Below are 23470 nucleotides of genomic sequence, written 5' to 3'. Positions count from 1 at the left end.
GACCTACCATGAGGCCGTGGATCCATGGGTGTGGTGGCTGATCGCCGCCGTGGGACTGGGCATTCCGCTCGTCGTGACCGCGCTGCCCGAATTCGGGATGTTCGCGGTCGGCGCCGTCGCCGGTGCCGTCACCGCAGCGCTCGGTGGCGGCACCGTCGCACAATTCCTGGTGTTCGTGGTGGTGTCGGTGGCGTTGGTCGCCGTCGTCCGGCCGATCGCCAACCGCCACCGCGGGCAGGGCCCGCGCCTCGCCTCCGGCATCGACGCCCTGAAGGGCAGGACCGCGACGGTCCTCGAACGGGTCGACGCCGGGAGCGGCGGCCGCATCAAACTCGCCGGAGAAGTCTGGTCCGCCCGTGCCCTCGACGGCGACCGGGTCTACGAACCGGGCCAACAGGTCGACGTGGTGGAAATCGAGGGTGCCACCGCCCTCGTCATCTGACCGAACCCGGTGCACGACGCCCCGCACCTCTGAAAGACTGATCAACGGAAAGCCGGCCGCGGCCGGACGGGCCAGCAACGAAGGGCAACGGGAGCCGCTGTGGATATCATCATCGTCCTGATCATCCTGGTGGTGCTCGTCTTCATCGCACTCCTCAAAACGATCCAGGTCATCCCCCAGGCCAGCGCCGCCATCGTCGAGCGCTTCGGCCGCTACACCCGCACGCTCAACGCGGGCCTGAACATCGTCGTCCCGTTCATCGACACCATCCGCAACCGCATCGACCTGCGCGAACAGGTCGTGCCGTTCCCGCCGCAGCCGGTGATCACGCAGGACAACCTCGTCGTCAACATCGACACGGTCATCTACTACCAGGTCACCGACGCCCGCGCCGCCACCTACGAAGTCGCCAGCTACATCCAGGCGATCGAGCAGCTCACCGTCACCACCCTGCGCAACATCATCGGCGGCATGGACCTCGAACGCACCCTGACCTCCCGCGAGGAGATCAACGCGGCGCTGCGCGGCGTCCTGGACGAAGCCACCGGCAAGTGGGGCATCCGCGTCAACCGCGTCGAGCTCAAGGCGATCGAGCCGCCCACCTCCATCCAGGACTCGATGGAGAAGCAGATGCGCGCCGACCGCGACAAGCGCGCCGCCATCCTCCAGGCCGAAGGTGTCCGGCAGTCCGAGATCCTCACCGCCGAGGGCCAGAAGCAGTCCGCGATCCTCCGCGCCGAGGGTGAGGCCAAGGCCGCGGCCCTGCGCGCCGAGGGCGAGGCCCAGGCGATCCGGGTGGTCTTCGAGTCCATCCACGCCGGCGACCCGGACCAGAAACTGCTGTCGTACCAGTACCTCCAGATGCTCCCGAAGATCGCCGAGGGCGACGCCAACAAGCTCTGGATCGTCCCCAGCGAGATCGGCGACGCGCTCAAGGGCCTCGGCGGCGCCCTCGGCAACTTCAACCCCGCGGGCGGCGCCAACATCCCCAAGCCCGGCGGTCCCGAGCGCCAGGCGCCCCCGATCGACTGACGCCGCGACACCCCTCGTGCATGATCAGGGTTGCCCCTCGACCTCAAGGGCGGGGAGGCAGCCCTGATCATGTGAGGAGATGGACGTGTCCCTCTGGGAAGCAGTCGCAGTCTTCGTCGCCGGCCTGGGCGCCGGCACCATCAACACCATCGTCGGTTCCGGCACCCTGATCAGCTTCCCCGTCCTGCTCGCCGTCGGCCTCCCGCCGGTGACCGCCAACGTCTCCAACTCCCTTGGCCTGGTGCCCGGTTCGATCAGCGGCGCAATAGGGTACCGCCGCGAACTGCGCGGCCAGGGGCGCCGGGTGCTGCGCCTCGCGACCGCCGCCCTCATCGGCGGCCTGACCGGTGCCGTCCTGCTGCTGGCCCTGCCCTCCCGCACCTTCGACACGGTCGTCCCGGCCCTGATCGCCGTCGCCCTGGTGCTCGTCGTCGCGCAGCCCCGGCTCGCCGCCGCGGTCCGCGCCCGCCGTGCCCGCAACGGCACCGCCGCCCACCGCGACGGCGGCCTCGCCCTCTTCGCCGGCCTGCTGCTGGCCAGCGTCTACGGCGGCTACTTCGGCGCCGCCCAGGGCATCATCTACCTCTCCCTGATGGGCGTCCTGCTCAGCGACGACCTCCAGCGCATCAACGCGCTCAAGAACGTCCTCACCGCCCTCGTCAACGGCGTCGCGGCGATCTTCTTCCTCTTCGTCGCCGACTTCGACTGGACCGCCGTCGCTCTGATCGCGATCGGCTCCGCCCTCGGCGGCCAGGTGGGGGCCACGATCGGCCGACGCCTCCCGCCGACCGCCCTGCGTGCCGTGATCGTCGCGGTGGGACTGGCGGCCATCGTCCAACTCCTCCTGAAGTAAGAGGAGTTGGACGCCGTTTCGCCGGCCGGTCGGCCAGCCGCCCGCGGCGCTACGCCGGGAGCGCTCCCAGCCACTCCGGCAGCTCGTCCCGCGCGGACACCCCCAGGGCCGACACCAGGGCGTCCGCCGGCGTCGGCACGAAGGGCCGCCGGAGCAGCCGCATCCCCGCCTGCTCCGGCGTCCGGTCCGCCTTGCGGTGGTTGTCCACCGCACACGAAGCGACGGTATTCAGCCAGGTGTCCCCACCGCCGTGCGACCGCGGCAGCACGTGGTCCACGGTCGTCGCCCGCTTCCCGCAGTACGCGCATCGGTGCTGGTCACGGGCGAGTACCCCGCGCCGGGACCACGACGCCTGTCTTCGGAACGGTACCCGGACGAACCTGCTGAGCCTGATCACCCGCGGCACCGGTACGTCCACCGACGCCGCCCGGATCCGCATCCCCGGGTGGGCGTGCTCGACGACCGCCTTGTCCTGCATGACCAGCACCACCGCACGCCGCAGCGACACCGTCGCCAGCGGCTCGAAGCTCGCATTCAGCACCAGCGTCTCGCGCATCCCGTCCACCTCCCGGACCCTGATCGCCGCCGTGGCGAAGTGGCTCCACTGTGCAGGGGCAGGTATTTCCCGGACAACGCAATTTCCGTGTGCCACAAGGGAAATGGCGGGTGAGGGCAGGGTGAAGAAGAGGTGTGCCGCAGCGACGGCGGGGGCGCCGCAGAGGCACACAAAAGGGTGCGCTCCGAGTCCCGTCCCCCGTGACACACGGAACCCGGAGCGAACGACAGCCGGTACGGACGTCCGGCGCGTGCGGACTCCGGACGGGGCACCCTCCCGCGCTCCTGAGGCACGGGGGGAGGGGGCGAACACACCTGCGCCCCAGCACTCCCGCCCACGGTGGTACCAGCTGCCCGCCGCCTCGTGGAGGCGGCGGCACGCGTACCACTGTGCGCGCGGGGAGCGCCGGGGCGCAACGCATTTCTCCCGGGCCCGACGGCCCGGCCGGTACCGTCGTCAGCCGGCGGCGGGCACCTCGTACTCGCCGATCAGCTGGGCCCGCCCGATCGCGTGGAACCGCAGGTTGAAGCCGACCACCGCGGGCGAGACGTCCGCGTCCGGACCCAACTTCTCCTGGTCCACCGCGTACACGGTGAACACATAGCGGTGCGGACCGTCACCGGGCGGCGGCGCCGCACCGCCGAAGTCCCGCGTCCCGTAGTCGTTGCGGACGTGCACGGCACCCTCGGGGAGCCCCTTCATGTCACCGCTGCCCGCCCCGGCCGGCAGCTCCGTCACCGACGCCGGGATGTCGAACAGCACCCAGTGCCAGAACCCGCTGCCGGTCGGCGCGTCCGGGTCGTAGCAGGTGACGGCATAGCTCCTGGTCCCCGCGGGAGCACCCGCCCACCGCAGCTGCGGCGAGCGGTTCCCCGCGGCGTGGACCTGCTCCGGCCGGAGCGTCCCGCCCGGCTCCACCTCCTCGCTCACCACGGTGAACTCCGCCACCGGCGGGTGGAAATCGTGCGGGAGCGGCCGCCGCTTCAGCTCGGACACCTCGGACCTCCTGGTCGCTTGCTGACACTCTGTCCGGCCAGGTTAGAGCCAGTTGCGCCGCCCGCCGACCTCGGCCAGCCAGTGGTTGAGATAACCGGCCCAGTCGGTCCCCTCGAAGTCGTGCAGCCCCACCGTGAACGACCGGTAGGTGTCCGACCCCTCGCTGAACAGCCCCGGCTTCTTGTCCATCTCCAGCACCACGTCCATCTCCCGGTCGTCCGCCACGAAGGACAGCTCGACCTCGCTCAGCCCGCGGTACTGCGGCGGCGCCGAGAACTCGATCTCCTGGTAGAAGGGAAGTTGCTGACGTGTCCCGTGGATCCGCCCCTGCTCCAGGTCCGCCGTCTTGAACCGGAACCCGAGCCGCCCGAAGGCGTCCAGGACCGCCTGCTGCGCCGGCAGCGGGTGCACCTGTACCGGGTCGAGATCACTGGAGTCCACCGCCCGCGCGATCGCCAGGTCGGTCGTCACCCCCACGCTCACCCCGGGCAGCGGATGCCCCGGGAAGGTGGTCATCGGCGTCTCCCAGGGGATCTCCAGCCCGAACGGCACCGTGTGCACGGCCCCCGCCTGCACCTCGAACGCCCCGCCCAACTGCAGCCGGGCGAATGCGACGTCCCGCCTGACTTCCTCGTCCCCGCGCTCGACCTCCACCCGCGCCTGCAGCCCGACGGACAGCCCCTGGATCGCCTGCGGCACCGACCCGCCCCGGAGCCGGACCTCCCCCTGCACCACCCCGCCGGGCACCACGTTCTCCTCGAAGAGCACCGTCTCCACGGACGCGCCCCCGGCCCCCAGACTCGCCAGCAACTTCTTGAACCCCATGCTCGCCCTCCCCTGACGCAATCCGCGCCCCGTACCGCCGGCCGATCGTGGCCCGATCCTTACGCACCCCGAACCGATCGACCCAATTCCGTTTCCACAACCGCTCAAACCGCCCCGTCGCCCACCCGCGCCCCTCCACTACGCTCGGGATCCATGACCGACGTACCGGGCCGAACCCCCCTCCCGCGCGACTTCTTCGACCGCCCCGTCCTGGACGTCGCCCCGGACCTGCTCGGCCGCACCCTGGTACGTCACAGCCCCGCCGGCCCGATCGAACTCCGCCTCACCGAGGTCGAGGCGTACGACGGCGAGTCCGACCCCGGCTCCCACGCCTACCGTGGCCGTACCGCCCGCAACGCCACGATGTACGGCCCGCCCGGCCACGCGTACGTCTACTTCATCTACGGCATGTGGTTCAGCATCAACCTGGTCTGCGGTCCCGAGGGCAAGGCCGGCGCGGTCCTGCTGCGCGCCGGCGAGATCCTCACCGGCGCGCCCCTGGCCGCCGGCCGCCGCCCCAAGGCGCGCAATACCGACGAGCTCGCCAAGGGCCCGGCCCGGCTGGCCACCGCCCTCGACATCGACCGCTCCCTGGACGGCGTCGACGTCTGCGCCCCGGCCCACAGCCCGCTCACGATCCTCCACGGCACCCCCGCCCCGCGCGATCGGGTGCGCAACGGTCCCCGCACCGGCGTCGGCGGCGACGGTGCCGACCACCCGTGGCGCTACTGGATCGACGGTGACGCCACCGTCAGTCCCTATCGCCCCCACACGCCCAGGCGACGCACCGCCACGACGACTTGACTCTGTCCCGCCAAACGCCTAACGTATCCCGAGCCGCTGAACCCGGGCAGTGCTATCTGCACACCCGAGGCGGCACCACCACTACTTCGAACGACTCCCTGGCGGGTTTTTTCGGCGTTGCCGAAATTCACCCCGATCGGCTCGATTATGAGTCGTCAGGAAAAGCCGCTAAAGTAGTGATCACGCCGAAAGGCGAACCCCTCCGACGAAAATCGGAACCGAATTCGAAGCCGGTAGCGCCCCTCGGGAAGCGGCCCGGAAGCGAAAAAGGATCTGGTAAAGTCGGAACCGCGAGGAAGCCGAAAGGCCGAATCGCACCGGCGAAAATCGGAGCCGAAAGGATCTGATAGAGTCGGAGACGCAAGACCGAAGGGAAGCGCCCGGAGGAAGCCCGAGAGGGTGGCCGAAGGAAGCGTCCGTTCCTTGAGAACTCAACAGCGTGCCAAAAGTCAACGCCAGATATGTTGATACCCCGTCTCCATCTTGGAGATGAGGTTCCTTTGAAAAGTCCTTCCAATAGCTTTGGGAGGCGCACAGCGAGGACGCTGTGAACCGCGAGGATTATTCCTCCTTGTGGTTCCGCTCAACGCGAGTGTTGATACCGGATTACCGGTAAGCATTCACGGAGAGTTTGATCCTGGCTCAGGACGAACGCTGGCGGCGTGCTTAACACATGCAAGTCGAACGATGAACCGGCTTCGGTCGGGGATTAGTGGCGAACGGGTGAGTAACACGTGGGCAATCTGCCCTTCACTCTGGGACAAGCCCTGGAAACGGGGTCTAATACCGGATATGACACGGGGTCGCATGATCTCCGTGTGGAAAGCTCCGGCGGTGAAGGATGAGCCCGCGGCCTATCAGCTTGTTGGTGAGGTAGTGGCTCACCAAGGCGACGACGGGTAGCCGGCCTGAGAGGGCGACCGGCCACACTGGGACTGAGACACGGCCCAGACTCCTACGGGAGGCAGCAGTGGGGAATATTGCACAATGGGCGAAAGCCTGATGCAGCGACGCCGCGTGAGGGATGACGGCCTTCGGGTTGTAAACCTCTTTCAGCAGGGAAGAAGCGAGAGTGACGGTACCTGCAGAAGAAGCGCCGGCTAACTACGTGCCAGCAGCCGCGGTAATACGTAGGGCGCGAGCGTTGTCCGGAATTATTGGGCGTAAAGAGCTCGTAGGCGGCTTGTCACGTCGGATGTGAAAGCCCGGGGCTTAACCCCGGGTCTGCATTCGATACGGGCAGGCTAGAGTTCGGTAGGGGAGATCGGAATTCCTGGTGTAGCGGTGAAATGCGCAGATATCAGGAGGAACACCGGTGGCGAAGGCGGATCTCTGGGCCGATACTGACGCTGAGGAGCGAAAGCGTGGGGAGCGAACAGGATTAGATACCCTGGTAGTCCACGCCGTAAACGTTGGGAACTAGGTGTGGGCGACATTCCACGTCGTCCGTGCCGCAGCTAACGCATTAAGTTCCCCGCCTGGGGAGTACGGCCGCAAGGCTAAAACTCAAAGGAATTGACGGGGGCCCGCACAAGCAGCGGAGCATGTGGCTTAATTCGACGCAACGCGAAGAACCTTACCAAGGCTTGACATACACCGGAAAGCATTAGAGATAGTGCCCCCCTTGTGGTCGGTGTACAGGTGGTGCATGGCTGTCGTCAGCTCGTGTCGTGAGATGTTGGGTTAAGTCCCGCAACGAGCGCAACCCTTGTTCTGTGTTGCCAGCATGCCTTTCGGGGTGATGGGGACTCACAGGAGACTGCCGGGGTCAACTCGGAGGAAGGTGGGGACGACGTCAAGTCATCATGCCCCTTATGTCTTGGGCTGCACACGTGCTACAATGGCCGGTACAATGAGCTGCGATGCCGTGAGGTGGAGCGAATCTCAAAAAGCCGGTCTCAGTTCGGATTGGGGTCTGCAACTCGACCCCATGAAGTCGGAGTTGCTAGTAATCGCAGATCAGCATTGCTGCGGTGAATACGTTCCCGGGCCTTGTACACACCGCCCGTCACGTCACGAAAGTCGGTAACACCCGAAGCCGGTGGCCCAACCCCTTGTGGGAGGGAATCGTCGAAGGTGGGACTGGCGATTGGGACGAAGTCGTAACAAGGTAGCCGTACCGGAAGGTGCGGCTGGATCACCTCCTTTCTAAGGAGCATTTCTTACCGAGCTTTGTGCTTGGTCAGAGGCCAGTACATCAGCGAGTGTCTGATGCTGGTTGCTCATGGGTGGAACGTTGACTATTCGGCGCGATTGGTGTGAGGACTGTTAGTACTGCTTCGGCGTGGAACGCAGGGTCTCATCTGGTCGGGTCGGGCACGCTGTTGGGTATCTGAGGGTGCGGACTATGGTCTGAACCTTCGCGATGCCGGTCCCAGTGAACTCAGCCTTCGGGTTGGGGTGGTGGGTGGCTGGTCGTTGTTTGAGAACTGCACAGTGGACGCGAGCATCTGTGGCCAAGTTTTTAAGGGCGCACGGTGGATGCCTTGGCACCAGGAACCGATGAAGGACGTGGGAGGCCGCGATAGGCCCCGGGGAGCTGTCAACCGAGCTTTGATCCGGGGGTGTCCGAATGGGGAAACCCGGCAGTCGTCATGGGCTGTCACCCGCTGCTGAACACATAGGCAGTGTGGAGGGAACGCGGGGAAGTGAAACATCTCAGTACCCGCAGGAAGAGAAAACAACCGTGATTCCGGGAGTAGTGGCGAGCGAAACTGGATGAGGCCAAACCAGTCACGTGTGATACCCGGCAGGGGTTGCGTGGTTGGGGTTGTGGGATCTCTCTTCTGTCGTCTGCCGGCGGCAGGGCGAGTTAGAAACCGTTGATGTAGGCGAAGGACATGCGAAAGGTCCGGCGTAGAGGGTAAGACCCCCGTAGCTGAAACGTCAGCGGCTTGCTTGAGAGACACCCAAGTAGCACGGGGCCCGAGAAATCCCGTGTGAATCTGGCGGGACCACCCGTTAAGCCTAAATATTCCCTGGTGACCGATAGCGGATAGTACCGTGAGGGAATGGTGAAAAGTACCGCGGGAGCGGAGTGAAATAGTACCTGAAACCGTGTGCCTACAAGCCGTGGGAGCGTCGCGCAGAGACTTGTTCTTTGCGTCGTGACTGCGTGCCTTTTGAAGAATGAGCCTGCGAGTTTGCGGTATGTTGCGAGGTTAACCCGTGTGGGGAAGCCGTAGCGAAAGCGAGTCCGAATAGGGCGTTGGAGTAGCATGCTCAAGACCCGAAGCGGAGTGATCTAGCCATGGGCAGGTTGAAGCGGAGGTAAGACTTCGTGGAGGACCGAACCCACCAGGGTTGAAAACCTGGGGGATGACCTGTGGTTAGGGGTGAAAGGCCAATCAAACTCCGTGATAGCTGGTTCTCCCCGAAATGCATTTAGGTGCAGCGTCGTGTGTTTCTTGCCGGAGGTAGAGCACTGGATAGGCGATGGGCCCTACCGGGTTACTGACCTTAGCCAAACTCCGAATGCCGGTAAGTGAGAGCGCGGCAGTGAGACTGTGGGGGATAAGCTCCATGGTCGAGAGGGAAACAGCCCAGAGCATCGACTAAGGCCCCTAAGCGTGTGCTAAGTGGGAAAGGATGTGGAGTCGCAGAGACAACCAGGAGGTTGGCTTAGAAGCAGCCACCCTTGAAAGAGTGCGTAATAGCTCACTGGTCAAGTGATTCCGCGCCGACAATGTAGCGGGGCTCAAGTACACCGCCGAAGTCGTGTCATTGCGGTATTACCCCCAACGGGGATCGTGATGGGTAGGGGAGCGTCGTGTGCCGGGTGAAGCAGCCGTGGAAACGAGTTGTGGACGGTTCACGAGTGAGAATGCAGGCATGAGTAGCGATACAAGAGTGGGAAACTCTTGCGCCGATTGACTAAGGGTTCCTGGGTCAAGCTGATCTGCCCAGGGTAAGTCGGGACCTAAGGCGAGGCCGACAGGCGTAGTCGATGGACAACCGGTTGATATTCCGGTACCCGCTTTGAAGCGCCCAATACTGAATCAGGCGATGCTAAGTCCGTGAAGCCGCCCTGATCTCTTCGGAGTTGAGGGGAGTGGTGGAGCCGACGGACCAGACTTGTAGTAGGTAAGCGATGGGGTGACGCAGGAAGGTAGTCCAGCCCGGGCGGTGGTTGTCCCGGGGTAAGGGTGTAGGCCGTGTGGTAGGTAAATCCGTCGCACGTTAAGGCTGAGACCTGATGCCGAGCCGATTGTGGTGAAGTGGATGATCCTATGCTGTCGAGAAAAGCCTCTAGTGAGTTTCAAGGCGGCCCGTACCCTAAACCGACTCAGGTGGTCAGGTAGAGAATACCGAGGCGTTCGGGTGAACTATGGTTAAGGAACTCGGCAAAATGCCCCCGTAACTTCGGGAGAAGGGGGGCCATTTCTGGTGATCCGTTTTACACGGTGAGCTGGGGGTGGCCGCAGAGACCAGCGAGAAGCGACTGTTTACTAAAAACACAGGTCCGTGCGAAGCCGTAAGGCGATGTATACGGACTGACGCCTGCCCGGTGCTGGAACGTTAAGGGGACCGGTTAGCTCCATTTCGGTGGGGCGAAGCTGAGAACTTAAGCGCCAGTAAACGGCGGTGGTAACTATAACCATCCTAAGGTAGCGAAATTCCTTGTCGGGTAAGTTCCGACCTGCACGAATGGCGTAACGACTTCTCGACTGTCTCAACCATAGGCCCGGTGAAATTGCATTACGAGTAAAGATGCTCGTTTCGCGCAGCAGGACGGAAAGACCCCGGGACCTTTACTATAGCTTGATATTGGTGTTCGGTTCGGCTTGTGTAGGATAGGTGGGAGACTTTGAAGCGCCAACGCCAGTTGGTGTGGAGTCGTTGTTGAAATACCACTCTGGTCGTGCTGGATGTCTAACCTGGGTCCGTGATCCGGATCAGGGACAGTGTCTGGTGGGTAGTTTAACTGGGGCGGTTGCCTCCTAAAGGGTAACGGAGGCGCCCAAAGGTTCCCTCAGCCTGGTTGGTAATCAGGTGTTGAGTGTAAGTGCACAAGGGAGCTTGACTGTGAGACTGACGGGTCGAGCAGGTACGAAAGTAGGGACTAGTGATCCGGCGGTGGCTTGTGGAAGCGCCGTCGCTCAACGGATAAAAGGTACCCCGGGGATAACAGGCTGATCTTCCCCAAGAGTCCATATCGACGGGATGGTTTGGCACCTCGATGTCGGCTCGTCGCATCCTGGGGCTGGAGTCGGTCCCAAGGGTTGGGCTGTTCGCCCATTAAAGCGGTACGCGAGCTGGGTTTAGAACGTCGTGAGACAGTTCGGTCCCTATCCGCTGCGCGCGTAGGAGTCTTGAGAAGGGCTGTCCCTAGTACGAGAGGACCGGGACGGACGGACCTCTGGTGTGCCAGTTGTTCTGCCAAGGGCATGGCTGGTTGGCTACGTTCGGAAAGGATAACCGCTGAAAGCATCTAAGCGGGAAGCCTGCTTCGAGATGAGGGCTCCCACCCACTTGATGGGGTAAGGCTCCCAGTAGATGACTGGGTTGATAGGCCAGATATGGAAGCGCCGTAAGGTGTGGAGTTGACTGGTACTAATAGGCCGAGGGCTTGTCCTCAGTTGCTCGCGTCCACTGTGTTGTTCCCGGGTTGCGAACAGTCGCAGCGTCGGTACACGAACTGGTATCCCGTTCCGCGGGGTGACGGTTCCACTTCTTTAACTGAAGAGTGTGCTTGTTCGCTTGAACCCGAATGGGTTTCGGTGGTTATAGCGTTAGGGAAACGCCCGGTTACATTCCGAACCCGGAAGCTAAGCCTTTCAGCGCCGATGGTACTGCAGGGGGGACCCTGTGGGAGAGTAGGACGCCGCCGAACAATTTTTCAAGGACCCTTGGTCCCAGCGTTCACGCTGGGACCAAGGGTCCTTTTGTTTTGCCGAAGCGCGCCGAACGGGTCGGTGCGTGAGAATGAATGAAGTACCGAAGACAGGAGTCACGTCGATGTCCACCAACCCTTCCGACGATCGTTCGGAGCGCCGGCCGAGGCGCGACGGCGGTGACCGTGGTGGTTTCCGGCGGGACGACCGTGGGCCGCGGCGCGACAGCAGGGACAACCGCGACAGCCGCGACAACCGAGACAACCGTGGTGGTGAGCGCGGTGGTTTCCGGCGCGACGACCGCGGTGAGCGGGGCGACCGCGGTGACCGGGGCGGTTACCGCGGTGGGTTCCGTCGGGACGACCGTGCCAGTGGCGAGCGCCGCGACGACCGCGGTGGTTTCCGGCGTGACGAGCGTCGGGACGACCGGGGCGACCGGGGCGGGTTCCGGCGGGACGATCGGGGCGGTGCCGAGCGTCGCGACGACCGTGGCGGTTTCCGCCGTGACGAGCGCCGCGACGACCGGGGCGACCGGGGCGAGCGCGGTGGTTTCCGGCGCGACGAGCGTCGGGACGACCGGGGCGAGCGCGGCGGGTTCCGGCGGGACGAGCGGCCCGAGCGTCGTGATGACCGTGGCGGTTTCCGACGTGATGAGCGGGACGACCGTGGCGGTTTCCGGCGTGACGAGCGCCGCGACGACCGGGGCGACCGGGGCGGGTTCCGGCGGGACGATCGGGGGCCGCGGCGGGACGACCGTGGTGGGTTCCGGCGTGATGAGCGGGATGACCGCGGTGGGTTCCGGCGGGATGACCGTTCGCGGGCGCCGCGTCGGGACGACGAGCGCGGTGGCTTCCGTCGGGACGACGAGCGCGGCGGGTTCCGGCGTGACGAGCGTCGGGACGACCGCGGCGAGCGCGGCGGGTTCCGGCGTGATGATGACCGGGGCGGGTTCCGGCGGGACGATCGGGGGCCGCGGCGTGACGACCGTGGTGGTTTCCGGCGAGATGATGAGCGCGGGGCGCGGCGGCCGTACGGCGGTGGGCGCGGCCGGGACGACCGCCGGGACGACCGTCGGGACGGGCAGCGTCGGGACGACCGTCGGGACTACGACCGGGACCGGGAGCCGATCAAGCGGCTGCCGATCCCGGAGGACGTGACCGGTGAGGAGATCGACAAGGCGGTGCGGCAGGAGCTGCAGAGCCTGCCGAAGACGCTGGCCGAGGACGTCGCCAAGAACCTGGTGATGGTCGCGCGGCTGCTCGACGAGGAGCCGGAGAAGGCGTACGGGTACGCGCGGGTCGCGCTGCGGCTGGCGTCCCGGGTCGCGGCGGTGCGTGAGGCCGCCGGCTTCGCGGCGTACGGGACCGGCAAGTACGCCGAGGCGCTGAAGGAGTTCCGGGCGGCGCGACGGATGACCGGCAGCGCGGAGCTGTGGCCCCTCATGGCGGACTGCGAGCGGGGACTCGGTCGGCCGGAGAAGGCGCTGGCGATGGCCGGTGAGCCGGAGGTGCAGAAGCTGGACCGGGCCGGGCAGGTCGAGATGCGGCTGGTCGCGGCCGGGGCCCGGCGGGACCTGGGGCAGGCGGACGCTGCCGTGGTGACGCTGCAGAGCCCCGAGCTGGCGTCGAACGCGGTGCACCCGTGGACCGCGCGGCTGCGGTACGCGTACGCGGACGCGCTGTTGGAGGTCGGGCGCGAGGGCGAGGCGCGGGACTGGTTCGCCAAGGCGCTGGAGGCAGATCAGGCCGGTACCACGGATGCCTCGGACCGGCTGGCCGAGATGGACGGCGTGCAGTTCACCGATGCGCTGGTCGAGGACGAGGACGAGGACGAGGACGAGAAGGGTGCCGAGGAGCCGCGGGCCGAGGCCGGCGGTGAGGCGCAGTCCGGTGGCGGGTCGGAGAAGACCGAGTAGCTGAGTGACGAGAGAAGGGCGGACCCGGTGCGGGTCCGCCCTTCTTCGTATGGCGTGCGGGGGTGGGGTCAGGGGGCGTAGGGGGCGATGGGGTTGTGCAGGGTGCCGATGAGCTGGAGGGCGCCGGCGGGGTCCTGGAGGTCGACCATCTGCTGGTTGTTGCGCAGCTGGAGGCGGTTGAGGCAGGAGAGGGCGAACTCGGGGGCGAACATGTCGTACTCGGCGAACTTGTCGGCGAGTTCGGGGTGGGCCGCCTGGTAGTCGGTGACGGTGGCGGCGACGGTGCGCCAGAAGGTGTCCTCGCCGAGGACGCCGCGGTCGGCGAGGGTGGCGCCGAGGAAGCGGAAGAAGCAGTCGAAGACGTCGGTGAAGACCGAGAGCAGCTTCTTGTCGTCGGGGACGTCGGCGCGGATGCGTTCGACGGTGGGCGGCAGGACCGCGTCGGCGGACATCACGGCGATCTCCTCGGCGATGTCCTTGAAGATCACTCGGGCCACCGCGCCGTCCTCGATGACCAGGATGGCGTTCTCGCCGTGCGGCATGAAGACCAGGTCGTAGGCGTAGAAGGCGTGCAGGACCGGGGTGAGGTAGCCGTCGAGGTAGCGGCGGAGCCAGGCTTCGGGGGCCAGGCCGGATTCCGCGACGAGGGCGGCGGCGAAGGAGTCGCCGTCCCGGTCCACGTGGAGGAGGGAGGCCATGGTGGCCAGCCGCTGGCCCGGTTCGAGGGTGGGGACCGGGCTCTCGCGCCAGAGGGCGGCGAGCATCTTGCGGTACGGGGAGCCCTTGTCGGTGGCGGCCTCGTACTGGCGGTGGTGGTAGCCGATGGCGGCGCGCTCGCGGATGATCGAGAAGCGGGCGGCGCGGAAGGTGTCGTCGGCGTCGATCAGGCGGGCCAGCCAGTCGTTGATGGCCGGGGTGGCTTCCATGTAGGAGGCGGACAGGCCGCGCATGAAGCCCATGTTGAGGACCGACAGGGCGGTTTTGACGTAGTGCCGGGTGGGCTGGGTGGTGTTGAAGAAGGTGCGGATGGACTGCTGGGCGAGGTACTGGTCGTCGCCGGGGCCCAGGCAGACCAGGCGGCGCTGGGCGACCTCGGCGGCGAAGGTGACGGAGAGCTTGTTCCACCACTGCCAGGGGTGGGTGGGGAAGAAGTAGTAGGCGTCCGGGTCGAGGCCGAGGTCGGTGAGGGTGGCGGTGAAGCGGGCCCGGGTCGCGGCGGGGAGCTCGGCGTCGATGAGGGTGTCGTAGTCGAGGTCGGCGCCGGCGGTGAAGGTGCTGTGGTCGCGGTGGGCGGCCAGCCAGAGGAGCTGGAGGGGGGCGGCGGCCTCGGGGGCGTAGGCGTGGTACTCGTGGATGCCGAAGCCGAGGCGGCCGTTGTTGGCGACGAAGCAGGGGTGGCCCTCGGTCATGCCGGTCTCGACGGCCTGGAAGTCGGCGGTGGCGAGTTCGGCGGCGGTGGGGGCCTTGCCGGCGAGCTTGTAGGCGGTGCCGGAGAGGGTGGAGCTGATCTCCTCCAGGTAGACCGGGAGGACGTCCGGGGACAGGCCCAGGGTCGTGTGGAACTCGGTGATGAAGTCCAGGGCGTCCAGCGGGAGTTCGGCGTCGTCGCGGTGACGGGTGATGCTCTCGGCGTCGATCTGCCAGTGGTCGAGGGCCTGTCTGCGGGCGGTGAAGCGGTAGCTGGTGGTGGCGTCGTCGCTGTGGACGGCGTAGCGGCCGTCGTCGGCCAGCGGCTCGGGGGTCAGCAGGCGTTCGTGGGCGAACTCGGCGAGGGCCTTGCGGACCAGGGCGCGGTTGGCGCGGGACCACAGCTCCGGGGTGAGGTGGGCGACGGCGTCCTGGGCGGGCTGCTCCGGGGCGGTGGGGGCGGGCATCAGCGGTCTCCTCGGGTGGCCAGGAACTGTTCGCGGGTGCAGGTGCTGAGGTAGGCGTCTTTGGACGGGAGCGAGACGGTGCGGACGACCTCGAAGCCGACGGCCTTGTTGAGGGCGTGGACCGCGGTGTTGCGGGTGTCGGGTTCGACGACCACGCGCCGGACGTCGGGTTCGGCGAAGAGGCTCTCCATGACCGTGGTGATGACGGCGTGGGTGAAGCCGTGGACGGGGGTGTCCGTGGGGGCGGTCAGGAAGTGCATGCCGACGTCGCCGGGCCGGGCGGCGTGGATGCCGACCAGTTCGCGGTGGGCGGGGTCGTAGCGCTCCATGAGGAAGGCCGGGGTGCCGTTGTGCAGGCCGAGGAGGGCGTCGTGGTGCGGGTCGGCGTCGATCCGGGTGAACTCCTTCTCGACCGCGGCCAGGTCGCAGTCCTGCATCAGCCAGAAGACGGCCTTGGGGTGGGTGACCCAGGAGTGCAGGACGGGGGCGTCGGCGGCGGGGTCGACGGGCCGCAGGGCGAACTCCCCCAGCGCGGGGTCGGTGCGGGTGAAGGCGGGGGCGTTCATGCGGATATCTCCATCGGGTCGTGCGGGCCGGCCGGGGCGGCGAACTCCTGGAAGGCGATGGCCTTCTCGACCGGGTAGTACTCGCGGCCGAGCAGCTCGCGGATGATGCAGGAGTTGCGGTAGGCGGCCATGCCGAGGTCGGGGGTGACGAAGCCGTGGGTGTGCAGCTCGGCGTTCTGCACGAAGATGCCCTGGCCGGTGGTGTCGATGCTGTAGTTGCGGGCGACGTCGTAGCGGCCGGCGGCGTCCCAGGCGATGCGGTCGCGGACCGGGTCCAGGAAGTCGGGGACGCGGTAGCGGTAGCCGGTGGCGAGGACGAGGCCCTGGGTGGCGAGGGTGAAGTCCCGCCCCTGCTCCTCTTGGCGCAGGCCGAGGGTGTAGGTGCCGGTGGCTTCGTCGTAACGGGCCTCCTGGAGCGCGGAGTTGGTCAGCAGGCGGGTGCGGACCGGGCCGGCCAGGCGCTTCTGGTAGAGCAGGTCGAAGATGTCGTTGATCAGCTCCGAGTCGATGCCCTTGTAGAGGTGCTTCTGGGTGGCGTTGAGGTGGTCGCGGGTGGCGGCGGGGAGGGCGTGGAAGTAGTCCACGTACTCCGGGGAGGTCATCTCCAGGGTGAGCTTGGTGTATTCGAGGGGGAAGAAGCGGGGGGAGCGGGTGGCCCAGGTCAGGTGGTAGCCGTGGGTGTCGATGTCCTGGAGGAGGTCGTAGTAGATCTCGGCGGCGCTCTGGCCGCTGCCCACGATGGTGATGCTGTCCTTGGCCTGGAGGGTGGTCTTGGCGTCCAGGTAGCCGGCGTTGTGCAGGGCGTCGCCGCCGAGGTCGCGGCAGGCGTCGGGGAGGTGCGGCGGGGTGCCGGTGCCCAGGACGAGCCTGCGGGCCCGGAAGGTGTGCCGTTCGCCCTGGTGGTCGGCGTGGACGAGGTAGACCTCGGCGCGCTCGTCGTACTCGACGGTGGTGACCTTGTGGGAGAAGCGGACGGAGTCGAGCTTGCCGGCGGCCCAGCGGCAGTAGTCGTTGAACTCGGCGCGCAGCGGATAGAAGTTCTCGCGGATGTAGAAGGAGTACATCCGGCCCGATTCCTTCAGGTAGTTGAGGAAGGAGAAGGGCGAGGTGGGGTCGGCGAGGGTGACCAGGTCGGCCATGAACGGCACCTGGAGGTGGGTGCTGTCCAGCATCATGCCGGGGTGCCAGTCGAAGCCCGGCCGGTCGTCGAGGAAGAGGCCGTCGAGTTCGTCGATGGGGGCGGTCAGGCAGGCCAGGCCGAGGTTGAACGGGCCGAGTCCGATGGCGAGGAAGTCGTAGGGGGCATCGTGGGGGACGGTCACGGGGGGCTCTCTTCGGAGATGGTCGGTCGGTGCGGAGGTCAGGGGGCGCTGAGGGCGGGTGCCGGGCGGTCGACGACGGGCTGCTCGGCCAGGTAGCGGCCGGCGTGCTCGGCGATCAGGTCGAGGACGGTGGCGATGTCGTCGAGCGTGGTCTCCGGGTTGAGCAGGGTGAACTTGAGGTAGTGCCGGCCGTCGACCTTGGTGCCGGCGACGATCGCGTCACCGGAGGCGAAGAGGGCCTCCCGGGCGTGCAGATTGATCCGGTCGGTGAGCTCGGGGTCCTGGGGGCCGCCGGGGAGGTAGCGGAAGACCAGGGTGCTCAGCTGGGGCTCGACCACGACCTCGAAGCGCGGGTCGTCGTGCAGCAGTTTCCAGGCGTCGGCGGCCCGGTCGATGACCTCGTCGAAGAGTTCGCCGATGGCCTGGGCGCCCATGATGCGCAGGGTCAGCCAGAGTTTGAGGGCGTCGAAGCGGCGGGTGGTCTGGAGCGACTTGTCGACCTGGTTGGGGATCCGCTTCTCGACCATCCGGCGCGGGTTGAGGTAGTCCGCGTGGTAGGTGACGTGCCGGAGCGTGGCGCGGTCGCGGACCAGGACGGCGCTGGAACTGACCGGCTGGAAGAAGGACTTGTGGTAGTCGACGGTGACCGAGTCGGCGCGCTCGATGCCGGTGAGCAGGTCGCGGCGGCGGGAGACCAGCAGGCCGCAGCCGTAGGCGGCGTCCACGTGCATCCAGGCGCCGTGGCGGGCGGCCAGGTCGGCGATCTCCGGGAGCGGGTCGATGGAGCCGAAGTCGGTGGTGCCGGCGGTGGCGACGACCGCCATGGGTATCAGGCCGTCGCGGCGGCAGCGCTCCAGTTCGGCGGCGAGCGCGTCGGTGCGCATCCGCCGGGTGTCGTCGACCGGGACGGGGATGACGGCTTCCGCGCCCATGCCGAGCAGGGTGGCGGATTTACGGATGCTGAAGTGGCTGGCGGCGGAGGTGAGGATGCGCAGCCGGGGGAGCAGGTCGGTGAGCCGGGCGCCTTCCGATGGGGGTGCCCCCTGTTCGAGCGGAGTCGAGAACTTGGCGGACTCCGGGCGGGCCAGTTCGCGGCGGCAGGTCTCGTCCCGGGCGAGCAGCATGGCCTGGAGGTTGGACTGGCTGCCGCCGCTGGTGAAGATGCCGTCGGCGGTCGGGCCGAGGCCGATCCGCTCGGCCGTCCAGTCGACCAGGCGGCGTTCGATGAGGGTGCCGCCGGCGCTCTGGTCCCAGGTGTCGAGGGAGGAGTTGACGGCGGAGAGCACCGCCTCGCCGACGAGGGCCGGGATCACCACCGGGCAGTTGAGGTGCGCGAGGTAGCGCGGGTGGTGGAAGTAGATCGCGTCGCGGAGGTAGACGCGTTCCAGCTCGTCGAGGGCGGCGGCCGGGTCGTGGAGCGGGGCGTCGAGGTCGACGGCGGCGACGGTGGGCGCCAGCTCGTCGACGGAGACGCCGGTGAAGGGGCGCTCGGTGGTGGCGAACCGGTCGCTGAGCCGGGCGACGCTCTCGGTGACGGCGGAGCGATAGCGGTCGGCGGTACGGTTGTTGAGAAGATAGGTGCGGCTGTCGGCCGGGTCCTCGGCGGGGTGCTCGAGGCGACTCATGAAGTGCCCTCCCTGGTGCGGGGTCAACCGCGTCCTGTGCAGGGTGCGGAGGCGTGCACAGGGGCAGGGGGACCCGCCCGGTGACGCAGTGAGGTAAGCCTAACCTAACTGGATCACCGGGTGGGTGCGGGGTGCCGTCCGGGACGGGCGCCCGCGGAGGGTCAGCTCCCTTGGTCGTCCAGGGTGCGCAGCACCAGACCGGTCGCCGGCTTGGGGCCGAACGAGGTGGACTTGCGGGGCATCGTCACGCCCTGCTGGGCGAGTTGACGGACCGTCTCCTCCGAAGTGGCGCGCATCAGGACCGCCGTTCCGCCGTGCCGGGCGGCCTGCGCCACCGCCGCCCCGGTGTGATGCAGATAGCCGATGTCCGATGGGTGGTCCGGGATCCGCCAGACCTCGTCCAGCAGCACCGAGTGCAGCACCGTCGCGTCCAGCCGCCGCCACGCCTCGGGGCGGTCGGTGCGGATCGCCCGGTCCAGCAGGCCGGGGTCGGGGCGGTCCAGGAGGTGGAAGGAGTCCGGGCCGCCGGACAGCACGAAGGCGGTTCCGGGCGTGTGGGCCAGTGCCTCCAGGGCGGCGGCCGGTTCGTCGGGCAGCCGGCTGACCCGGAACGCGCCGGCCACGTCCGCCAGTGCCTTGTCGGGCGACAGGTGCGGCAGCACCCGGTGGATCGCCCGGACCTGGAGCGGATAGCGGGCGGTGTCGACCAGCAGCACCAGCCCGGATGCCCACGGGGAGTCCGGGCCGGCCTCCGGCCGCTGCTCGTGGAGCCGTTGGTAGGTCGCCCAGCGGTGGTGGCCGTCGGCGATCAGCGCCTGCCGCTGGGCCAGGTCCGCGTCGATGGCGGCCAGCTCGGCGGGGTCGGTGACCGCCCACAGGCGGTGCGCGAAGCCGTCCTCGGTGGTGGTGGCCAGCAGCGGGGCGTGCTGGACGGTGCGCTCGATGACCGCGGTGGCGCCGTTCGCGGTGCCCTGGCCGCGGTACGACAGCAGCAGTGGCTCGAAGTTGGCCGCCGCGGCGCCCATCAGGGCGGCCCGGTCCTCGACCACCTCGGGGATGACGTCTTCGTGGGGCAGTACCGGGCCGTCCAGGCGGAGCGCGCCGATCAGGCCGCGTTGGAGGGTGTCGCCGCCGCGCTGCTCGTAGACGTACAGCGCGGGCTCCGGATCCGGTGTGAGGATTCCCTCGTCGCGCCAGCGGCGCAGGGTCTCGGCGGCCTGGCGGTGGCGGGCGGTGGGGTCCGCGGTGTGCGGCAGGATCAACCGGACGATGTTGTACGGATCGGAGGTCTCCAACTCGCGGACCCCGTCCGGGCGGACCACGACGTCGTAGGGCGGGGAGGTGACCGCGGTGAGGCTGCTGACCCGGTCCGGGGCGTAGCGCAGGCCGCGGAACGGGAGGAGGCGGAGGCCGTCGGTACTGGTCATTGAAGAATGCTATGCCGGGAGCGGGTGCGGGATGATCGGGGGAGCGGCCGTGAATCGGCCGGAATTATCGGTGGCCGCGCGATGGCGGAGGGACCGGCCCGGGGGGGCGCCGGACGGCCCGCGCACGGAGTGCGGGGCGAGCCTCCGTGCGGCACGGAGGAGCGAGGAGCAGGACGGCATGGAAGAGGTTCGCAGGCGGCCCGACGGATGCCGGCGCGCGCTGAGCGAGGCGTACGACACGGCGCTGCTGGATCTGGACGGGGTGGTCTATGCCGGCGGACGGGCCATAGAGCACGCCGTGGCGTCGCTCACCACGGCGCGGGAGGGCGGCATGCACCTCGCGTATGTGACCAACAACGCTTCCCGGACCCCGCAGGCGGTGGCCGGCCAACTGTCCGGATTCGGTCTCCCCACGACCGCCGAGGACGTGATCACCTCGGCGCAGGCGGTGGCCCGCTTGATCTCCGAGCAGGTGCCGGCCGGCTCCCGGGTGCTGGCCGTCGGGGGCGAGGGGCTGCGGGTGGCGCTGCGCGAGCGCGGGCTGGTGCCGGTGGCGTCGGCGGACGACGACCCGGCGGCGGTGGTCCAGGGCTTCGACCCGGCGCTGGACTGGGAGCGGCTGGCGGAGGCCGCGTACGCGGTGCAGCGGGGGGTGCCGTGGTTCGCCTCCAACACCGACCTGACCATCCCCAAGGAGCGCGGGATCGCGCCGGGCAACGGCGCGCTGGTGGAGGTGGTGCGGATCGCCGCCGGCGGGGCGCCGCAGGTCGCGGGCAAGCCGCAGCCGCCGATGCACCGCGAGACGGTGCTGCGGACCGGCGCGCAGCGGCCGTTGGTGATCGGGGACCGGCTCGACACCGACATCGAGGGCGCCTGGAACGGCGGCGTGGACTCCCTGCTGGTGCTCACCGGCGTCACCACCCCGGCGGCCCTGCTGGCCGCGCCGCCCGAGCACCGGCCGACGTACGTGGACGCGGATCTGCGGGGACTGCTGCGACCGCAGCCGGAGGTGGCGGCGGACGGCACCGGCTTCCGCTGCGGCGACTGGCGGGCCGAGGCGGCCGGCGACGAACTGGTCCTGGACGGCGCGGGGGAGCCGCTGGACGGGCTGCGGGCGCTGTGCGCGGCGGCCTGGACCGCGGCGGGCACCGGGAGTTGTCCGGCGGACGCGACCAAGCCCCTGCGTGCGCTCGGTATGTGACGGCACATCACATAACTCGCGGCGTGGGTCGGAAGGCCGGCGGGCCCCGTCGCGAGGAGCGGCGGGGCCGTGCGGGGGACGGGCGGGCCGGTGGGTCACTCCTTGCCGGCGGCGGCCGTGGCGGCCGCGGTCAGCTCCGCGATCAGGTCCTCCTCGGTGGCGCCGCGCCGCCAGTAGCCGGTGAACTTCACCGCGCGGCGGTCGAATCCGCGCTCCCCGACGAGATGCCGGCGCACCGCCTTGACGGTGCCGGCCTCGCCGGCGATCCAGGAGTACGGGGTGCCCTCGGGCAGGTCGGCGGCGCGCAGCGCGTCCAGGACGGGCCCGCCGTCCGCGCCGTCGCGGCCGTGGGAGCGGACCAGCCAGCTGACCTCGACGTCGGCGAAGGTCGGCAGCGGCTGCCGGTCGTCCTCGTGCCCGACCTCGATCCACACCTTGGCCACCGTGCCGGGCGAGAGCCAGGACAGGATCCCGGCGATGGCCGGCAGGGCGGTCTCGTCACCGGTCAGCAGGATCCAGTCGGTGCCGGGCGGCGGCCGGAAGTCCACCCCGCCGTTGTCCTCGACGGCCGGGGCGAGGACGGTCAGCCGGTCGCCCGGCCGGGCCCGGAGCGCCCAGCGGCTGGCCGGCCCGCCGGAGTCGAGGGCGGGGGACGCCGGGTCGTCGGCGCCGTGCAGCGCGAAGTCCACGTCGAACTCGCAAGGGTCGGGGCGCTGTTCGCGGATCGTGTACGAGCGCATCACCGGGCGCTCGGCCGGGTCCTGCGCCCGCCAGGCGGTGTACCAGCCGTCCCCCATGTCGTCGAAGACCGGCGCGGTCTGGTGGGGCTGCGGGAGGAACAGTTTGAAGCGCTGGTCCCGGCCGCCGGACACCAGCTCCTCCAGCCGTTCGCCGGTGAAGGTGATCCGGACCATGGAGGGGCCCAGGCGCCGGGTGCGGGCGACCTGGACGTCGAAGAAGCGGAACGGCGCGGTGGTGGGGGTGGCGGTCGCGGTCATTCGGGAACCTCCCGGGACGGTGCGGGGTGGGGTGGGGTGACCGGGCCGGCGGCGAAGCCGGCCCGGCGGTGCGTCAGTTGACCTTCTTCGCGTGCTCGATGGCCTGGGCGAGCGACTCCAGGAGTGGGGCGGCGCCGGCGTAGGAGAAGCGCGGCTCGCTGGCCCAGGGGGTGATCTGGCCGGCCTTGACGGCGGGCAGTCGGGCCCAGGACGGCTTGGCGGCCAGGTCCTTGGGCTGGAGGGTGGCGGTCCGGTTGTCCAGCAGGAGGACGTCGGCCTTGTACTTGTCGGCGTTCTCCCAGCTCAGGCTCTCGAAGTAGCCGCCCTTGTCGAGGTGGTCGGGGACGATCAGGTCCACGCCGAGGGACCTGAAGTACATCAGGTCCGCGCTGATGCCGGGGTTGGAGGCGTAGAAGAAGTCGGCGCTGCCGGAGCAGGCGAGGACCTTGACCGGGTGGGCGGCGGCGGCCTTGCGCAGCCGCGCCGCGGCCTGCTCGAAGCGGGCCTTGGCGTCGGTGACCTTCTTGGCCTTCAGGTCCGCGCCGAGCGACGCGGCGAACTCCGCGTACCGCCCGATGATCCGGTCCAGCGGCACCCGCGACGAGGTGAGGGCCACGGACTTGGCCAGCTTGGTGATCTTGTCCTTGCTGCTGTCCGGGACGAACCAGAGCGCGCCGGGCTCGTACATGTTGGTGACCAGCAGATCGGGGCCGAGGCCGGCGTACTTCTCGACGTTGAACTGGTCGTAGGCGTTGCCGAGGATGGTGACCTTGTCGACGTCGAGGTCGCCGGCCTGCGGGTCGGGCTTGCCGTTCGGCAGCTTGGTGGGGCCGAAGACGCCGACGATCCGGTCGTCGATCCCGAAGTCGTGCAGGGCCGCGGCGCTGCCGGTGAAGGCGACGATCCGGTGCGGTGTCCCGGGCAGCGAGACCTTCTGCCCGCGGTCGTCGATGAAGGACCACGGGCCGCCCTTGCCGCCGCCGTCGGAACTCCCGGACCCTCCGGACCCCTTGCTCCCCCCGCAGGCGGCGAGCAGCGCGCCGATGCCGAGGGCACCGCCGGCGGCCAGGACACCGCGTCGGGACGGGGATACGCTTCGGGGGGTTCTCATGACGTGCGTGCTTCTCTCTGGAGGCGGAGCGCCCCAACGGGCATGGCGGACGGGCCGAACCGCAAGGGCCGGTAGATCGACTGCTTGTG

The 23470-nt window shown here is 68.4% G+C and carries 16 protein-coding genes, 3 rRNA genes and 1 pseudogene; 10 read left to right on the top strand and 10 right to left on the bottom strand.

The genetic code is table 11. The features are described from left to right. Nucleotides 1-28: 28 nt before the first annotated feature. From JNO44_RS12545 to JNO44_RS12535, 3 genes are all read left to right on the top strand, one after another. The gene (locus JNO44_RS12545) at nucleotides 29-442 is read left to right on the top strand and encodes an NfeD family protein (RefSeq protein WP_039637641.1); all 414 of its coding nucleotides are present in this window, start codon (nucleotides 29-31) and stop codon (nucleotides 440-442) included. Between the two features lie 99 nt (nucleotides 443-541). Next, a complete protein-coding gene (locus tag JNO44_RS12540) occupies nucleotides 542-1474 on the top strand; it encodes an SPFH domain-containing protein (protein WP_039637642.1) in 933 nt (310 codons plus the stop codon). An 85-nt stretch (nucleotides 1475-1559) separates the two neighbouring features. After that, the gene (locus JNO44_RS12535; RefSeq protein ID WP_205363987.1) at nucleotides 1560-2327 is read left to right on the top strand and encodes a sulfite exporter TauE/SafE family protein; all 768 of its coding nucleotides are present in this window, start codon (nucleotides 1560-1562) and stop codon (nucleotides 2325-2327) included. A gap of 49 nt (nucleotides 2328-2376) precedes the next feature. Here JNO44_RS12535 and JNO44_RS12530 read toward each other — a convergent pair whose 3' ends face one another. The 3 genes from JNO44_RS12530 to JNO44_RS12520 form a co-directional block, all read right to left on the bottom strand. Then, the gene (locus JNO44_RS12530) at nucleotides 2377-2883 is read right to left on the bottom strand and encodes an HNH endonuclease (RefSeq protein ID WP_205363985.1); all 507 of its coding nucleotides are present in this window, start codon (nucleotides 2881-2883) and stop codon (nucleotides 2377-2379) included. Between the two features lie 456 nt (nucleotides 2884-3339). Continuing rightward, entirely contained in the window at nucleotides 3340-3879 is a 540-nt protein-coding gene (locus tag JNO44_RS12525) for a YbhB/YbcL family Raf kinase inhibitor-like protein (protein WP_205363983.1), read from the bottom strand. 42 nt (nucleotides 3880-3921) lie between these two features. Next, nucleotides 3922-4704 (bottom strand): sporulation protein, encoded by a 783-nt coding sequence (locus tag JNO44_RS12520; RefSeq protein ID WP_205363975.1) that lies wholly within the window; start codon nucleotides 4702-4704, stop codon nucleotides 3922-3924. Between the two features lie 153 nt (nucleotides 4705-4857). Here JNO44_RS12520 and JNO44_RS12515 point away from each other — a divergent pair, with 153 nt between their 5' ends. From JNO44_RS12515 to JNO44_RS12490, 6 genes and pseudogenes are all read left to right on the top strand, one after another. Next, the gene (locus tag JNO44_RS12515) at nucleotides 4858-5508 is read left to right on the top strand and encodes a DNA-3-methyladenine glycosylase (protein WP_205363973.1); all 651 of its coding nucleotides are present in this window, start codon (nucleotides 4858-4860) and stop codon (nucleotides 5506-5508) included. Nucleotides 5509-6127: 619 nt separating this feature from the next. After that, nucleotides 6128-7656 (top strand): 16S ribosomal RNA (locus JNO44_RS12510). Between the two features lie 306 nt (nucleotides 7657-7962). Continuing rightward, nucleotides 7963-11085: ribosomal RNA gene (locus tag JNO44_RS12505) — 23S ribosomal RNA — on the top strand. A 139-nt stretch (nucleotides 11086-11224) separates the two neighbouring features. Further along, nucleotides 11225-11341: ribosomal RNA gene (gene rrf / locus JNO44_RS12500) — 5S ribosomal RNA — on the top strand. The 16S, 23S and 5S rRNA genes sit together here, the layout of an rRNA operon. Nucleotides 11342-11466: 125 nt before the next feature. Next, nucleotides 11467-12378: pseudogene (locus JNO44_RS45140) on the top strand (hypothetical protein); the annotation flags it as partial. Nucleotides 12379-12477: 99 nt separating this feature from the next. Continuing rightward, entirely contained in the window at nucleotides 12478-13257 is a 780-nt protein-coding gene (locus tag JNO44_RS12490) for a tetratricopeptide repeat protein (RefSeq protein WP_205369717.1), read from the top strand. Between the two features lie 68 nt (nucleotides 13258-13325). On the opposite strand, the gene JNO44_RS12485 is transcribed toward JNO44_RS12490, so the two are convergent. From JNO44_RS12485 to JNO44_RS12465, 5 genes are all read right to left on the bottom strand, one after another. Beyond that, nucleotides 13326-15131, bottom strand: coding sequence for an IucA/IucC family protein (locus tag JNO44_RS12485; protein ID WP_205363971.1), 1806 nt, complete (start codon nucleotides 15129-15131; stop codon nucleotides 13326-13328). Continuing rightward, a complete protein-coding gene (locus tag JNO44_RS12480; RefSeq protein ID WP_205363969.1) occupies nucleotides 15131-15697 on the bottom strand; it encodes a GNAT family N-acetyltransferase in 567 nt (188 codons plus the stop codon). Before JNO44_RS12480 ends, JNO44_RS12485 begins: the two co-directional genes overlap by 1 nt. Further along, nucleotides 15694-17019, bottom strand: a complete 1326-nt coding sequence (locus JNO44_RS12475) for a lysine N(6)-hydroxylase/L-ornithine N(5)-oxygenase family protein (protein ID WP_205363967.1) — start codon at nucleotides 17017-17019, stop codon at nucleotides 15694-15696. The genes JNO44_RS12480 and JNO44_RS12475 overlap by 4 nt, the downstream gene beginning before the upstream one ends. 38 nt (nucleotides 17020-17057) lie before the next feature. Next, entirely contained in the window at nucleotides 17058-18644 is a 1587-nt protein-coding gene (locus tag JNO44_RS12470) for a pyridoxal phosphate-dependent decarboxylase family protein (RefSeq protein WP_205363965.1), read from the bottom strand. A gap of 161 nt (nucleotides 18645-18805) precedes the next feature. Next, the gene (locus JNO44_RS12465; RefSeq protein WP_205363963.1) at nucleotides 18806-20071 is read right to left on the bottom strand and encodes a DUF1015 family protein; all 1266 of its coding nucleotides are present in this window, start codon (nucleotides 20069-20071) and stop codon (nucleotides 18806-18808) included. A gap of 178 nt (nucleotides 20072-20249) precedes the next feature. Here JNO44_RS12465 and JNO44_RS12460 point away from each other — a divergent pair, with 178 nt between their 5' ends. After that, entirely contained in the window at nucleotides 20250-21272 is a 1023-nt protein-coding gene (locus JNO44_RS12460; RefSeq protein WP_205363961.1) for an HAD-IIA family hydrolase, read from the top strand. Between the two features lie 95 nt (nucleotides 21273-21367). Here JNO44_RS12460 and JNO44_RS12455 read toward each other — a convergent pair whose 3' ends face one another. Beyond that, a complete protein-coding gene (locus JNO44_RS12455) occupies nucleotides 21368-22270 on the bottom strand; it encodes a siderophore-interacting protein (RefSeq protein ID WP_205363959.1) in 903 nt (300 codons plus the stop codon). 73 nt (nucleotides 22271-22343) lie between these two features. Then, nucleotides 22344-23381: an ABC transporter substrate-binding protein gene (locus JNO44_RS12450; RefSeq protein ID WP_205363958.1), complete on the bottom strand. Its 1038-nt coding sequence runs from the start codon at nucleotides 23379-23381 to the stop codon at nucleotides 22344-22346. Nucleotides 23382-23470: the final 89 nt, after the last annotated feature.

This window comes from Streptomyces noursei (assembly GCF_016917755.1).
GTDB lineage: Bacteria > Actinomycetota > Actinomycetes > Streptomycetales > Streptomycetaceae > Streptomyces > Streptomyces yunnanensis.
The sequence above is the reverse complement of the archived record's forward strand: the minus strand, read 5'-3'. Positions and strand labels throughout refer to the sequence as shown.